The following is a 14,342-nucleotide window of genomic DNA, read 5'->3' on the forward strand; positions in this document are numbered from 1 at the left end:
CGCCTGGGGGTACCCCCGGACGGAGTCTGGGGGAGTTTGAGGCGCTGGGGGTACCCCCAGCGGTGGCTGGGGGAGGGTCCGGGGGCGGAGCCCCCGAAGGGGTCCGGGGCGGAGCCCCGGTTTCGGGAAGGGGCGGGGTGGGGGAGAGCTCCGCAGGGGCCCCGACGGCACGCTCCAGGCGCCGGACCTCGGCCCGCCACCGCGAGGCGTACGCGTCCGACCCCCGCCGGGCGGCACGCCACACGGCCGCCAGGTCGTCGCCATACTCCCGCGGCGGCTCCTCGCTCAGCAGGGCCACCACCTCCGCCGCCCGCCGTGCCCCGACGGCCGCGGCACCGTCCAGCAGCGCCCGCGCCAGCCGAGGATGCAGCCCCAGCCGGGCCATCCGCAGGCCCCGCGGCGTCGGCCGCCCCGCCGCGTCCACGGCGCCGACGGCCACCAGCACCTCCCGCGCCGCGGCCATCGCCCCGGCCGGCGGCGGGTCCAGCAGTGCCAGGCCGGACGCGTCCGGATCGCCCCAGCAGGCCGCCTGCAACGCGAACTGCGCCAGGTCCGCGATGCGGATCTCCGGCGCCGGGAAGGCGGGCAGGCGGCTGTCCTCCGCCTCCGTCCAGCAGCGGTACACCGCACCCGGCGCCTCACGCCCGGCCCGGCCCGCCCGCTGGCGTCCGGCCGCGCGCGAGGCCCGTACGGTCGCCAGCGCGCCCAGCCCGCGCGCATGGTCCACCCGGGGTTCGCGGGCCAGTCCGGAGTCCACCACCACGCGCACCCCGGGCACGGTCAGGCTGGACTCCGCGACCGCCGTCGCCAGGATCACCCGGCGGTGGTCCGACGCCGTCAGCGCCGCGTCCTGGACCGCGGCCGCCGCCCGCCCGTGGACCTGGAGGACCTCCGCGTCCACACCGCCCAGCTGCCCGGCGACCCGGGCGATCTCCCCGACGCCGGGCAGGAAGCACAGGACGTCGCCGGAACGTTCCGCCAGCGCCCGCCGCACCACCGAGGCCACGTGCGCCAGCTGCGCCGGATCCACCCGCATGCCGTGCGGGGGCTTCACCGGCCGGGCCGGCGGCGCCCACACGGTCTCCACCGGGTGGGAGATCCCCGCGGCCTCCACCACCGGCGCGTCCCCCAGCAGCCGGGACCAGCCCGACGCGTCGGTCGTCGCCGAAGCCGCCACCAGCCGCAGCTCCGGGCGCAGGGTTTCCCGTACGTCCAGGAGGAAGGCGGCGACGGTGTCGGCGTCCAGGTGCCGCTCGTGGCACTCGTCCAGGACCACCAGGTCCACGCCGGACAGCTCCTGGTCCCGCTGGAGCCGCTGGAGCAGCACGCCGGTGGTGACCACCTCCACCACCGTCGAGGGGCCCGACACCCGTTCCCCGCGCACCGTGAAGCCCACGGAGCCGCCCACCCGCTCGCCCAGCAGCCATGCCATCCGCCGTGCCGCCGCGCGGGCGGCGATCCGGCGCGGTTCGGCGACCACGACCCGCCGCCGGGGCCCGCCGCCCACCAGCCCCGCCAGCACCAGCGGCACTAGCGTGGTCTTGCCGGTGCCGGGCGGGGCGCAGAGCACGGCCGTGCCGTGGCCGTCCAGCGCCGAGACGAGCGCGGGCACGGCCTCCCGTACGGGAAGGGCGTCGAGGGCGGAGCGGCGGATCAAGGGATCAGTCCCTCTCGCACACGAAGACCGCGGTGCCCGGGATCAGGTTGCCGCGCAGCGGGGACCAGCCGCCCCACTCCTGGCTGTTCCACTCCGGCCACTCCGGCTCGACCAGGTCGACCAGGCGGAAGCCGCCCGCCACCACGTCGCGGACCCGGTCGCCGATCGTGCGGTGGTGCTCGACGTACACGGCGCGGCCCTGCTCGTCCTGCTCCACGTACGGGGTGCGGTCGAAGTAGGACGCGGAGACGGACAGCCCCTCGGGGCCGGGCTCGTCGGGGAAGGCCCAGCGGATGGGGTGGGTGACGGAGAAGACCCAGCGGCCGCCGGGGCGCAGGACGCGGCGCACCTCGCGCATCACGTTCACCGGGTCGGCGACGAAGGGGACGGCGCCGTAGGCGGAGCAGGCCAGGTCGAAGGAGGCGTCGCGGAAGGGCAGCCGTCCCGCGTCGGCCTCCACCAGGGGTACGTCCCCGCCGATGCGCAGGGCGTGCTGGAGCTGGCGGTGGGAGAGGTCGAGGGCGACCGGGCGGGCGCCCCGGGCGGCGAGCCAGCGCGAGCACTGGGCGGCGCCGGCGCCGATCTCCAGGACGTCCTTGCCCTTGAGGGAGGAGGCGGGGCCGAGGAGGGCCGCGTCCGCCTCGTCGAGTCCCTCGGGTCCCCAGACGAAGCGGTCGTCGCCGAGGAAGGCGCCGTGTTCGCTCTGGTACTCGTCGGCGTTGCGGTCCCACCAGCCGCGGCTGGCCCGGCTGCTCTCCGCTTCCCCCGCGTCACGCCGGGTGGCCTCGGCGTCGTCGGAGACGCCGCCGGACCGCGGATCGGCGTCGTACGCGTCTTCGGGGGCGTAGTCCTCTTGGTTCATGGGGCCCGTCGTCGTAGTCTGCGAATGTCTGTGGATGTCCGTGGTTGCCCGCGGCCGTCCGTGGCTCGCCGTGGAAAGTGACGGGGAAGCGTCATCAGCGCCTCTCCGCCCACGAATTGTGCCGCTTGTGAGGCGATCCGCCGGGGGTGTCCGCCTTCGCGCATTGACCGTGTCCGGCTGCCCCCGTATGCTACAAGTTGCGCTGCGAGCCTGTGCTCCTCAGACCTAGCAGGCTGCGCTTGCATCTGTTGATGTCCCCTCGGTTTTCGGGGCCCCGCCGCTCTTCGCGGAATGGGGGTCTCCTTGGCTGTCCGGCTGTCGGCAGATGCCGATAAGGGCTCCCGGCGTAGCAGTACCTACGACTTTCTGTCCGTAACCGGAGCCCTTTCCCACATGACGAGCAGCACCGAGACCACCTCTACCACTCCGCAGGTAGCGGTCAACGACATCGGTAACGAGGAAGCCTTCCTCGCCGCGATCGACGAGACGATCAAGTACTTCAACGACGGCGACATCGTCGACGGCGTCATCGTGAAGGTCGACCGGGACGAGGTCCTGCTCGACATCGGTTACAAGACCGAAGGCGTGATCCCGAGCCGCGAGCTCTCGATCAAGCACGACGTCGACCCGAACGAGGTCGTCAAGGTCGGCGACGAGATCGAGGCCCTGGTTCTCCAGAAGGAGGACAAGGAAGGCCGTCTGATCCTGTCCAAGAAGCGCGCTCAGTACGAGCGTGCCTGGGGCACGATCGAGAAGATCAAGGAAGAAGACGGCATCGTCACCGGTACCGTCATCGAGGTCGTCAAGGGTGGTCTCATCCTCGACATCGGCCTCCGCGGCTTCCTGCCGGCCTCTCTCGTCGAGATGCGTCGTGTCCGCGACCTCCAGCCCTACGTGGGCAAGGAGCTCGAGGCGAAGATCATCGAGCTGGACAAGAACCGCAACAACGTGGTCCTGTCCCGCCGCGCCTGGCTGGAGCAGACCCAGTCCGAGGTCCGCCAGACGTTCCTCACCACCCTGCAGAAGGGTCAGGTCCGCTCCGGCGTCGTTTCCTCGATCGTCAACTTCGGTGCCTTCGTGGACCTGGGCGGCGTCGACGGTCTCGTCCACGTCTCCGAGCTGTCCTGGAAGCACATCGACCACCCGTCCGAGGTTGTCGAGGTCGGCCAGGAAGTCACCGTCGAGGTCCTCGACGTCGACATGGACCGCGAGCGCGTCTCCCTGTCGCTGAAGGCGACGCAGGAAGACCCGTGGCAGCAGTTCGCCCGGACCCACCAGATCGGTCAGGTCGTCCCGGGTAAGGTCACCAAGCTGGTTCCGTTCGGTGCGTTCGTCCGCGTGGACGAGGGCATCGAGGGTCTGGTCCACATCTCCGAGCTGGCCGAGCGCCACGTGGAGATCCCGGAGCAGGTCGTCCAGGTCAACGACGAGATCTTCGTCAAGGTCATCGACATCGACCTCGAGCGTCGCCGGATCTCGCTGTCGCTGAAGCAGGCCAACGAGTCCTTCGGTGCCGACCCGGCGTCGGTCGAGTTCGACCCGACCCTGTACGGCATGGCCGCGTCGTACGACGACCAGGGCAACTACATCTACCCCGAGGGCTTCGACCCCGAGACCAACGACTGGCTCGAGGGCTTCGACAAGCAGCGCGAGGCCTGGGAGACCCAGTACGCCGAGGCGCAGCAGCGCTTCGAGCAGCACCAGGCGCAGGTCATCAAGAGCCGCGAGGCCGACGAGGCCGCCGCTGCCGAGGGTGCTGCCGCCCCGGCCGCCGGTGGCAACGCCGGTGCGGGCATCTCGGGTGGTTCGTACTCCTCGGAGTCGGACGAGACCTCCGGCGCCCTGGCCTCGGACGAGGCCCTGGCCGCGCTCCGCGAGAAGCTGGCCGGCGGCCAGAGCTGATCGCAGCGCGCACCACGCCTCCGGGCGTGAGCCGAGCTGGTTGAGCTGAACGACAAGGCCCGTCCCCTTCGGGGGGGCGGGCCTTGTCGCGTCGGTACCCCGGCACCTTGATCCGTTGCGTTCGCGTGAACCCGGCCAACTGGGGAATGGTGCGGCCTCCTTGGACGTTCTTCCAGGGAACGCAGCGAGGGAGGAGTGGTGACGGTGCTTGATCCACAGGGCTTGTACGAATGGGACGCCAAGGGCCTGGCGGTGGCCGACCTGGCGCTCGCCCAGGACTCGGCCGGGCTGGTCATGCTGTACCACTTCGAGGGGTACATCGACGCGGGTGAGGCCGGGGAGCAGATCGTCGAGCGGCTCCTGGACACCCTGCCCCACCAGGTGGTGGCGCGCTTCGACGCGGACCGGCTGGTGGACTACCGGGCCCGCCGCCCGCTGCTGACCTTCCAGCGCGACCACTGGACGGAGTTCGAGGAGCCCCGGCTGGAGGTCCGGCTGGTCCAGGACGCCACCGGAGCCCCCTTCCTGCTGCTGTCCGGCCCCGAGCCGGACGTGGAGTGGGAGCGCTTCACCGTGGCCGTCCGGCAGATCGTCGAGCGCCTCGGCGTCCGGCTCTCGGTCAACTTCCACGGCATCCCCATGGGCGTCCCGCACACCCGGCCCGTCGGCATCACCCCCCACGGCAACCGGACCGACCTCATGCCGGGCCACCGCAGCCCCTTCGACGAGGCGCAGGTGCCGGGCAGCGCGGAGTCGCTCGTCGAGTTCCGCCTCGCCCAGGCCGGGCACGACGTGCTGGGCGTCGCCGCGCACGTACCGCACTACGTCGCCCGCTCCCCGTATCCGGACGCGGCGCTGACGGTGCTGGAGGCGATCACCGCGGCCACCGGGCTGGTCCTGCCCGCCGTCGCGCACGCCCTGCGTACGGAGGCGCACCGCACGCAGACGGAGATCGACCGGCAGATCCGCGAGGGCGACGAGGAGCTGGTCAGCCTGGTCCAGGGCCTGGAGCACCAGTACGACGCGGCCGCCGGCGCCGAGACCCGGGGGAACATGATCGCCGAGCCCGCGGAGATCCCGTCGGCGGACGAGATCGGGCGCGAGTTCGAGCGATTCCTCGCGGAGCGCGAGGGCGAGAACTGACACCGGGGGGCTGTGGGGGCGGCAGGGGCGCGGTCTAGGCTGAGCACCATGCTGAAGGTGGGGTTGACGGGCGGAATCGGCGCCGGCAAGAGCGAGGTCTCGCGGCTGCTGGCGGGGTACGGGGCGGTCATCGTGGATGCCGACCGGATCGCGCGGGAGGTCGTCGAGCCCGGTACGCCGGGGCTCGCGGCCGTCGTGGCGGCCTTCGGGGAGACGGTGCTGACCCCGGAGGGGGCCCTGGACCGGCCGAAGCTGGGCTCCGTGGTCTTCGCCGACCCGGCGAAGCTCCAGACCCTGAACGCGATCGTGCACCCGCTGGTCGGGGCCCGCTCCGCCGAGCTGGAGGCCGCCGCGGGGGCCGACGCGATCGTGGTGCACGACGTACCGCTGCTCACGGAGAACGGCCTGGCACCGCTGTACGACCTGGTGGTCGTGGTCGACGCGACACCGCAGACGCAGCTGGCGCGGCTGACCGAGCTGCGCGGGATGGCCGAGGAAGAGGCGCGGGCCAGGATGGCCGCGCAGGCCACGCGCGAGCAGCGGCTCGCCGTGGCGAACCTGGTGATCGACAACGACGGGCCGCTGGAGGCGCTGGAGCCGCAGGTGCGCAAGGTGTGGGCGGAGCTCACCGAGCGTGCGGCGCAGGCGGCCGCCGGCGTAATAGCCGGTCCGGCCCGACGGAACAGCGGGGAGCGGCCGGCGGAATAGCGGGAGCGGCGCGGGGCGTTGAACGCGCCCGTAGAGGGAAGGAACCGATCGTGTCCGACACCACACCGCAGTCCTCGTCCTCCTCGCCCTCGTCGGCGAGCCCGGAGACACACGTCATCGACTACCGGGCCGCCGAGCAGCTGCTCGCCGCACGCGACCCGCGGGGCGCGGTGAAACTGCTCGACTCGGTCATAGCCGCCCACCCCGAGAACACGGCGGCCCGGCTGCTGCGCGCCCGTGCCTTCTTCGCCGCCGCCCAACTGCGACCGGCACAGCTGGAGTTCGAGCTGGTGCTGGAGCGGGAGCCGGACAACGCCTTCGCCCACTTCGCGCTGGCCCGCACCCACCAGCGCTCCGGCCGGCCCGAGCAGGCGCGCAAGCACTTCCGGCTGGCCGCCGCCCTCGACCCGCAGCCGGAATACCTGGAGGCGGCCCGCTTCGAGCAGTAGCGGCGGCCGTCACCGTCCGCGCCGCGGGGGCTCGTACGGGGGGACGCCGGGGCCGGGCTGGTAGTGCGGGCCCTGGTGGATGCGGTGCACGACCACCGCCAGGTCCACGGCCGCCAGCAGCGCGACGACCCCGCAGGCCGCCGCCCATCCGGGACGGCCCGCCAGCGAGAACGCGGCCGTCCCGGCGGCGGCCCAGATCAGCCCCCACAGACTCAGCCAGAACCGCAGCCGCAGCGGACTGCGGGCGGTCACCGGCTCGTTCCCGGAACGCATGGTCATCGCCTCATGTCCATGGTCCCACTCCGGACGGCGCGCGGCCCGGTCACGGGCCGCGCGGTGCCGGTCACGGGTTGAGCTTGTTCACGGCCCTGGTGGTCGTCTTCTTGAAGTCGGCGACGGGCGCGTGGGACAGGTTGCCCATCTGGCCCCACTTCACGACGGTCACCGTGGAACCGTCGCGTCCGATGCCGTAGAGGTGCACGCCCGGCTCCGATTCGGGGATCGAGGTGTGCACCCCGTACAGGTGCGCCCCCTCCTCGACGGGCAGCTTGCCGTAGTCCTCCCAGGAGGCCGTGCCGCCCGGGGTCGCCCGCAGCCAGTCGGCGGCGCAGGCGGCGACCTTGCGCTCCAACGTGCCGGCCAGCTTCGCGGCGGCCGTGGCGGAGGCGGCGCGTACGGAGATCTGCACGGCGCCGGTGTCGAACTCCGTGCCGAACGTGCGGTGCCAGCTGCCCTGCGCCGGAAGCACCCCGTCCAGGCAGAACGGGGCGAACTCGGGGAGGCCCTGGGTGACCTGGCCGGCGTACCAGGGCGAGGTGGGGTGCGGCGGCAGGTCGGTGCCGTTGATGAACCCGGGCGCGGTGGCGGCCGTGGCAGTGGTCGATGCGGTCAGGGCGAGCGCGGCGGCTGCCGCGAGGGCTGCGAAGGCGGTGCTGGTGGCGGTGCGTCGGAACATGGTCGGTTCTCCCCGTTTCCTTCGGTGTAGCGGTGCGGTGGTGCGGTGCCGTGCGTGAATGCGGTGCCGTGCGTGAACAGGCTTCCCCCGGGCCGGGGTGTCGGGCGACGGATTGCGGCACATTCGGGACACTGGAATGGCCGTACGTGCTGTCACCTGGGGGAACACCCCCTGCATGGAACGGAGTCACGGGACGGGGGAACGCCGTGGGCGGGGTGGAACGGTCGGGCGAGGCGGAGACGTTCGCGCGGCTGATGCGGGAGCTGAAGGAACGCGCGGGGCTCAGTTACGGGGCGCTGGCGCGCAAGCTGCACACGAGTACGTCGACCCTGCACCGCTACTGCAACGGGGAGGCCGTACCGACGGAGTTCGCGGCGGTGGACCGCTTCGCGCGGGCCTGCGGAGCCTCGCAGGGGGAGGCGGTGGACCTGCACCGCGCCTGGCTCCTGGCGGACGCCCGCAGGCGGGAGGCGGCCCGTGCGCCGGGACGGGAGGCGGGGTCGGCCGGGGGCGGAGCAGGGGCGCAACGGGGGGCGGGGTACGGGGCGGGGTCGGGCGCGGGGTCGGGGTCGGGTTCCGGGACCGGGTCGGGGGGTAGTCCGGGCGCGGGGCCGGAGACGGGCGCGGAGCCGGGCGCGGGCTCGGGTTCGGGGCGTAGGCCGGGCGCGGGGCCGGGGTCGGGTGCGGAGCCGGGCGCGGAGCCGGGCGCGGGCGCGGGGTCAGGCTCGGGTTCGGGGCGAAGTCCGGGCGCGGGCTCGGGGGCGGGCGCGGGGTCGGGTTCCGGGACCGGTTCGGGGGGTAGTCCGGGCGCGGGGTCGGGTGCGGAGCCGGGCGCGGGCGCGGGGTCAGGCTCGGGTTCGGGGCGAAGTCCGGGCGCGGGGCCGGGGGCGGGCGCGGGGTCGGGTTCCGGGACCGGTTCGGGGGGTAGTCCGGGCGCGGGGCCGGGGCCGGGGCCGGTGCCGGGTGCGGGTGCGGGTGCGGGCTCGGTGTCGGGGGTGGAGGTGGGTTCTCGGGCGGGCTCGGCGTCGGGGACTGGTTCGGGGGCGGTGTCGGGTTCGGGGGCGGAGCCGGGTTCAGGTTCGGGTTCCGGTCCGGGATCCGGGGCAGGGCCGGAGTCGCGGGCGGGTGGTGGGCGGCGGCCCTGGTACCGGCGGCGGGCGGTCGCCGTGCTGGCCGGCGGGGTGACGGCGGTGGCCGTGGCGGTGCTGGCGGCGTCGCTGCCGGACCGCGGGGCGCCGGGCGCGGGCGCAGGCCCGGTTCCGGGTCCTGGTCCGGCGAGCGCGGGGAGCAGTGCCCTGTCCCGGTCCGCCGGCCCCTCGACGGCCGCCTCGCCGACGCCCACGCCGACGGCGGTCACCGCGGCGGTGCGGTCGCACGTGTGGGCCCACGGCTGTGACCACGCCTACCTGGCCGAGCCGGGTCCCGGCTCCGTGCCCCCGCCGCCCGTGGAGGCGGACGCTCCGGCCTGGGCCTCGGCGCAGCGGGCCGTGCACGCCGGGACGCAGATCGTGGAGGTCACCCTGCACGGTACGGGCACCGGCAGCGTGGTCCTGGAGGACCTGGAGGTACGGGTGGCGGCCAGGCGCACCCCGCCGGCCTGGAACGTCTACCAGATGTCCCAGGGCTGCGGCGGGGCGCTCACCCCGGCCGCGTTCACGGTGAACCTGGACGCGCCGCGGCCCGTGCTGCGGCCGGTGGCGGGCAACGACAGCGGGGGCGAGACCGGCCGCGTCATCCCGGCCCCGGCCTTCCCGATGCGCGTCTCGGCGGCGGAGCCGGTCGTCCTGCGCGTGGAGGCCGCCACCACGGGGTGCGACTGCGACTGGTCGCTGGACCTGCGCTGGACCGCGCCGTCCGGCACCGGCACCCTGCGCATCGACGACAACGGCCGGCCGCTGCGCACCAGCGCGGCCACGGGCCGTCCCGCGTACGGCTTCGCCACGGAGCAGGGCCGCTGGGCCCGCTGACCGGCGGTCGGGCGGTATCCCCAGGTCAGGGGGTGTTGTCAGCGGCCGCACCTAGACTCGGTGCACAGGACATCCGCAGCGACCGCAGCGACCGGGGGAGGGGGCGGGGGCTTGACAGCCATGACACCGCAGGCACTGCTGCGCCACGCCGCGGTCTTCCTGCCCGCCGCGGTCCCCCGCGAGGGGCGCGTCGTGTTCTGGGCGCCCGACGGGGACGCCCTGCCCGAGGCGGGTGCACCGACGACGCTCACCGTGGTCCGCCCGCACGGCGACGGGGTCCGCAGCCGGACCGTGCCCGCCGTGGCCCTCTCCGTCACCGCCGCCCTGCCCCTGCTCGCCCGGGCGTCCCGCAGCCCCGCCGCACACCCGGCCACCCGTGCCTGGGGCACCGCCGCCGTGCAGGCGCTCACCCTGGTCGCCCGCGGCCGCCTGCTCCCCGGGCTCACCCCCGAGGGCGTCGACGCCTGGCGCGCCGGGCCGCTCGATGCCGACGATGTCGGCCACCTGCGCGCGGTCGCGGCCGCGCTGCCCCACGAGGGGTACGCGACGCCCCTCGCCGGCCGCCGCCCGCTGCACCTGCCCGAACCGGAAGCGCTGGTCCGCGCGTTCCTCGACGCCGTCGCCGACAGCCTGCCCCGCACCCCGGCCGCCGCCGTGGCCGCGGGCCGGCCGTTCGCCGCCCGGGAGCCGCAGCACGTACCCCGGATACGGGACTGGGCCGCGCAGGTCGCCGCCGGAGCGGACACCGGCGTCGGGATCTCGCTGCGCCTCGACCTGTCCTCCTTCCGCCTCTTCGACGAGGCGGAAGCCGAGGACGTACGGCGCGCCGGGGCCGCCGTGGTCCAGGTGCACAGCCTCGCCGACCCGACCCTGGTCACCGATGCCGGACACCTGTGGGCGGGCACGTCCGCCGCCGGATTCGGCCCCCGGGCGCGGATCGACGCCGTGCTCGCGCTGCGCCGGGCCGCGCGGGCGTGGCCGCCCCTGCTGCGCCTGCTCGACCAGCCGGTGCCCGACGCGCTGGCCCTGTCGGACCCGGAGCTCGAAGACCTGCTGGGCACCGCCGCGAACCGGCTGGCGGCCGCGGGAGTCCTGGTCCACTGGCCGCGCGAGCTGGCCCGTACGCTGTCCGCGACCGCCGTCGTACGGTCCACCGCGCCCGGATCCGCGACCGACGGCACCGCTTTCTTCGACGCCGGGCACCTCTTCGCCTTCTCCTGGGAGCTGGCGCTGGGCGGGGACCGGCTCACCCCGGGGGAGATGGACGCCCTCGCGCAGGCCCACCGGCCGGTGGTGCGGCTGCGCGACCAGTGGGTGCGGGTGGATCCCGAGCTGGTGCGCAAGGCACGCAAGCGGGAGCTCGGCCTGCTGGACCCGGTGGACGCGCTCGCGACCGTCCTGTCGGGGACGGCCGAGGTCGACGGGCAGCCCGTGGAGGCCGTTCCGGTGGGGGCGCTGGCCGCCCTGCGGGAGCGGCTGACGGGGGAGCTGCCCGCGCTGCCGCAGCCGGCCGCGCTCAAGGCCACCCTGCGCGACTACCAGGCCCGCGGCCTGGCCTGGCTGGACCTGATGACCTCGCTGGGCCTCGGCGGCTGCCTCGCCGACGACATGGGGCTGGGCAAGACCGTCACCCTGATCGCGCTGCACCTGCACCGCGACCGGCCCGAGCCGACGCTCGTCGTCTGCCCCGCGTCCCTGCTGGGCAACTGGCAGCGGGAGATCGAGAAGTTCGCCCCGGGCACGCCCGTGCGCCGCTTCCACGGCGGCAGTCGCCACCTCGAGGACCTCGCCGGGGGCTTCGTCCTCACCACCTACGGGACGATGCGCGCCAGCGCCCCCCTGCTCGCCGGGCAGAGCTGGGGCATGGTCGTCGCCGATGAGGCCCAGCACGTCAAGAACCCGCATTCGGCGACGGCCAAGGCGCTGCGCACCATCCCGGCGCCCGCCCGGGTGGCGCTGACGGGCACCCCGGTGGAGAACAACCTCTCCGAGCTGTGGGCGCTGCTCGACTGGACGACGCCGGGGCTGCTGGGGCCGCTCACCGCGTTCCGGGCCCGCCATGCCCGTCCGGTGGAGCACCAGCAGGAGGAGGACGGCGGCAACGAGGCGGCCGTGGCCCGGCTCGCGGCGCTCGTCCGCCCGTTCCTGCTGCGCCGCAAGAAGTCCGACCCCGGCATCGCGCCCGAGCTGCCGCCGAAGACGGAGACGGACCATCCGGTCTCCCTGACCCGTGAGCAGGCCTCGCTGTACCAGGCGGCGGTGGATGAGGCGATGGCCGTGATCGAGTCGAGCGAGGGCATCGAGCGGCGCGGCATGATCATGAAGCTGCTGGCCTCGCTCAAGCAGATCTGCAACCACCCGGCCCAGTACCTGAAGGAGGCGGAGCCCCGGATCGCGCACCGCTCGGGCAAACTCGCGCTGCTGGACGAGCTGTTGGACACGATCCTGGCCGAGGGCGGCTCGGTGCTGGTCTTCACCCAGTATGTGACGATGGCCCGGCTCATCGAGCGGCACCTCACGGCCCGCGGGATCTCCCACCAGCTGCTGCACGGCGGGACGCCGGTGCCGCGCCGCGAGGAGCTCGTCGACCGCTTCCAGGCGGGCGAAGTCCCGGTGTTCCTGCTCTCCTTGAAGGCCGCGGGCACCGGGCTCAACCTCACCCGCGCCGGCCATGTCGTCCACTTCGACCGCTGGTGGAACCCGGCCGTCGAGGAGCAGGCCACCGACCGCGCCTACCGGATCGGCCAGACCCAGCCCGTCCAGGTCCACCGGATCATCGCCGAGGGCACCGTGGAGGACCGCATCGCCGAGATGCTGGAGGCCAAGCGGGCCCTGGCCGACGCCGTACTGGGCTCCGGCGAGGCGGCGCTGACCGAGCTGACCGACCGGGAGCTGGCCGACCTCGTGTCCCTGCGGAGGCCCGCATGATCACCGCGCGGGACGACCGCCGCCGCACCTTCGAGACCGTGCCCGCCGGGGCGCAGGCGGTCAGCTGGTGGGGCCGGGCCTGGGTGTCGGCGCTGGAGGAGGTCTCCCGCGACCCGGCCCGGCTGGCCCGGGGCCGTGCGTACGCGGCCGAGGGCCATGTCGACGCGGTCACCATCACACCGGGCCGGATCGTGGCGTACGTACGGGGCAGCCGGCCGCGCCCGTACCGCACCGAGCTGGCGCTGCCCGCCTTCGCGGACGCGGAATGGGACGAACTGCTGGAAGCGGTCGCGGCCGATCCCGCGGCGCTCGCCGCCCTGCTGGAGCGCGAGGTCCCGCAGTCGCTCGCGGGCACCGTGCTGCCCGGCGCGGGCGAGCTCCTGCCCCGCTGCTCCTGCCCCGACGTCGCGCGTCCGCCCTGCAAGCACGCGGCGGCCCTCTGCTACCGGGCGGCCCGGCTGCTCGATGAGGACCCCTTCGTCCTGCTGCTCCTGCGCGGCCGCGGCGAACGGGAACTCCTCGACGAGCTGACCCGGCGCAACGCCGCCCACGCCGCGCGCGAACAGCCCGACGCCGCGCCCGGGTTCCCCGGCGTCCCGGCCAGGGCCGCGCTCGCCCGCACCGGCCTGCCGCTGCTGCCCGCGCCGCTCGCCGCGCCCGCCGCCGCGGGCCTCCCGCCCGCCTACCCGGCCGACCCGGCGGCCCCGGACCCGCTCGCCCTGGACCAGCTCGCCTCCGACGCCGCGGCCCGCGCCCTCGCCATCCTGACCACCGCCGAGGACCCGATCGCCGGGCTCGGGCTGTGGCAGGACGCCGTCCGGCTGGCCTCGGCGCACCCCACGGCCGGGCTCACCGGAGCCGCCCGCACCCTCTACCGCGACCTGGCCCGCGAAACCGGCCGCACCACCACCGACCTCGCCCGGGCCGCCGCGGCCTGGCGGCAGGGCGGCCGCCCCGCCCTCGCCGCCCTCGAAGAGCCCTGGGACCCGCCGGCCGGCCCCTTCGACCGGGCCCGCCCGGCGCTCCTCGCCGCGGGCCAGGGCTCCTTCCGCCCCGACCGCAACCGCCTCACGTCCGGCACCCGGCAGCTCCGCCTCGGCCGCGACGCCCTCTGGTACGCCTACGAGTCCCGCCCGGACGACACCGACTGGTGGCCCACGGGCGGCCCCGCCCCGGACCCGGTCACGGCGCTCACGCGGAGCGGTGCTCCACCTCGCCAGCCCAACGGCTGAGGGTGGTGAAGTCGCGGGCGCGCAGGCCGTGACGGGGGTGGATGCGCAGGAGCAGCGCCGGGGACGGGTGGTGGGCCGCGACCCAGGCCCGGTCGAGCGGGTTGATCATGTCGTCGACCCAGGCGAAGGGACGGCCCGCGGCCCACTCGACGAGGGGGCGGGTCTTCCATGACAGGCCGTCAGGGTCCATGGCGAACAGTTCCGGCCATTCGACGACGGGGAGATCGCCGGGAAGCCCGATGCGCGGGGCGATCATCGTGTTGGCCTGGTGCGTCCAGGCGGTGGCCCACGTCAGCTCGAAGGGCAGGGCCAGCAGCCGGCCGCCGTGGGAGGGGTGGAGGCGGACGCGTGCGCCGCGGCGGGCACTGCGGGATTCCGGATCGCGGTAGGAGAGCCAGACGTCCGGTCGCATCCGGTGGGTCCGGTACCCGCGCAGGCCCGCGAAAGGGGACCGGAAGGGGTTGAGGGGGCCGTCCACGTCGAGGAGGAGGAGCGGGCGATCAGTCATGAAGTAGGCACTACCCAGTACACGATGGAGT

General features: G+C 74.7%; 13 protein-coding genes and 1 pseudogene. 8 read left to right on the forward strand and 6 right to left on the reverse strand.

The annotated features are described in order from the left end of the window. Positions 1-1,657: DEAD/DEAH box helicase (locus ACFWP3_RS31245; RefSeq protein ID WP_384227701.1), on the reverse strand; the 1,657-nt coding region annotated here is incomplete at its 3' end. A gap of 4 nt (positions 1,658-1,661) precedes the next feature. Then, entirely contained in the window at positions 1,662-2,519 is an 858-nt protein-coding gene (locus tag ACFWP3_RS31250; protein WP_384227703.1) for a class I SAM-dependent methyltransferase, read from the reverse strand. A gap of 393 nt (positions 2,520-2,912) precedes the next feature. Between ACFWP3_RS31250 and rpsA the strand changes: the two genes are divergently transcribed. The 4 genes from rpsA (at position 2,913) to ACFWP3_RS31270 (ending at position 6,721) form a co-directional block, all read left to right on the forward strand. Beyond that, positions 2,913-4,421, forward strand: coding sequence for a 30S ribosomal protein S1 (rpsA, locus tag ACFWP3_RS31255; protein WP_030010959.1), 1,509 nt, complete (start codon positions 2,913-2,915; stop codon positions 4,419-4,421). 204 nt (positions 4,422-4,625) lie between these two features. Further along, complete coding sequence (locus ACFWP3_RS31260; protein ID WP_384227707.1) at positions 4,626-5,564, forward strand: PAC2 family protein; 939 nt, start codon at positions 4,626-4,628, stop codon at positions 5,562-5,564. A 48-nt stretch (positions 5,565-5,612) separates the two neighbouring features. After that, positions 5,613-6,272 (forward strand): dephospho-CoA kinase, encoded by a 660-nt coding sequence (gene coaE / locus ACFWP3_RS31265; protein WP_384227709.1) that lies wholly within the window; start codon positions 5,613-5,615, stop codon positions 6,270-6,272. Positions 6,273-6,322: 50 nt separating this feature from the next. Then, positions 6,323-6,721, forward strand: coding sequence for a tetratricopeptide repeat protein (locus ACFWP3_RS31270; RefSeq protein WP_384227712.1), 399 nt, complete (start codon positions 6,323-6,325; stop codon positions 6,719-6,721). Positions 6,722-6,730: 9 nt separating this feature from the next. Here the strand turns inward: ACFWP3_RS31270 and ACFWP3_RS31275 are convergent, their stop codons facing one another. Beyond that, positions 6,731-6,994, reverse strand: a complete 264-nt coding sequence (locus tag ACFWP3_RS31275; RefSeq protein WP_384227772.1) for a DUF6343 family protein — start codon at positions 6,992-6,994, stop codon at positions 6,731-6,733. A 70-nt stretch (positions 6,995-7,064) separates the two neighbouring features. Then, a complete protein-coding gene (locus ACFWP3_RS31280; RefSeq protein ID WP_384227716.1) occupies positions 7,065-7,676 on the reverse strand; it encodes a hypothetical protein in 612 nt (203 codons plus the stop codon). Positions 7,677-7,930: 254 nt separating this feature from the next. Between ACFWP3_RS31280 and ACFWP3_RS31285 the strand changes: the two are divergent. Continuing rightward, positions 7,931-8,038 (forward strand): annotated as a pseudogene (locus tag ACFWP3_RS31285) (helix-turn-helix domain-containing protein); the annotation flags it as partial. Here ACFWP3_RS31285 and ACFWP3_RS31290 read toward each other — a convergent pair. Further along, positions 8,014-9,033 (reverse strand): hypothetical protein, encoded by a 1,020-nt coding sequence (locus ACFWP3_RS31290; protein ID WP_384227784.1) that lies wholly within the window; start codon positions 9,031-9,033, stop codon positions 8,014-8,016. The pseudogene ACFWP3_RS31285 and the gene ACFWP3_RS31290 overlap by 25 nt on opposite strands. A gap of 7 nt (positions 9,034-9,040) precedes the next feature. Between ACFWP3_RS31290 and ACFWP3_RS31295 the strand changes: the two genes are divergently transcribed. From ACFWP3_RS31295 to ACFWP3_RS31305, 3 genes are all read left to right on the forward strand, one after another. Further along, positions 9,041-9,643: a hypothetical protein gene (locus ACFWP3_RS31295; RefSeq protein WP_384227787.1), complete on the forward strand. Its 603-nt coding sequence runs from the start codon at positions 9,041-9,043 to the stop codon at positions 9,641-9,643. Positions 9,644-9,763: 120 nt separating this feature from the next. Further along, entirely contained in the window at positions 9,764-12,571 is a 2,808-nt protein-coding gene (locus ACFWP3_RS31300; protein WP_384227774.1) for a DEAD/DEAH box helicase, read from the forward strand. Then, the gene (locus tag ACFWP3_RS31305) at positions 12,568-13,803 is read left to right on the forward strand and encodes an SWIM zinc finger family protein (protein ID WP_384227718.1); all 1,236 of its coding nucleotides are present in this window, start codon (positions 12,568-12,570) and stop codon (positions 13,801-13,803) included. The genes ACFWP3_RS31300 and ACFWP3_RS31305 overlap by 4 nt, the downstream gene beginning before the upstream one ends. Here ACFWP3_RS31305 and ACFWP3_RS31310 read toward each other — a convergent pair. Further along, positions 13,763-14,311, reverse strand: coding sequence for a hypothetical protein (locus ACFWP3_RS31310; RefSeq protein ID WP_384227721.1), 549 nt, complete (start codon positions 14,309-14,311; stop codon positions 13,763-13,765). The two genes, ACFWP3_RS31305 and ACFWP3_RS31310, sit on opposite strands and share 41 nt — an antisense overlap. Positions 14,312-14,342 lie beyond the last annotated feature (31 nt).

This window comes from Streptomyces sp. NPDC058525 (genome assembly GCF_042719495.1).
Taxonomy (GTDB): Bacteria; Actinomycetota; Actinomycetes; order Streptomycetales; family Streptomycetaceae; genus Streptomyces.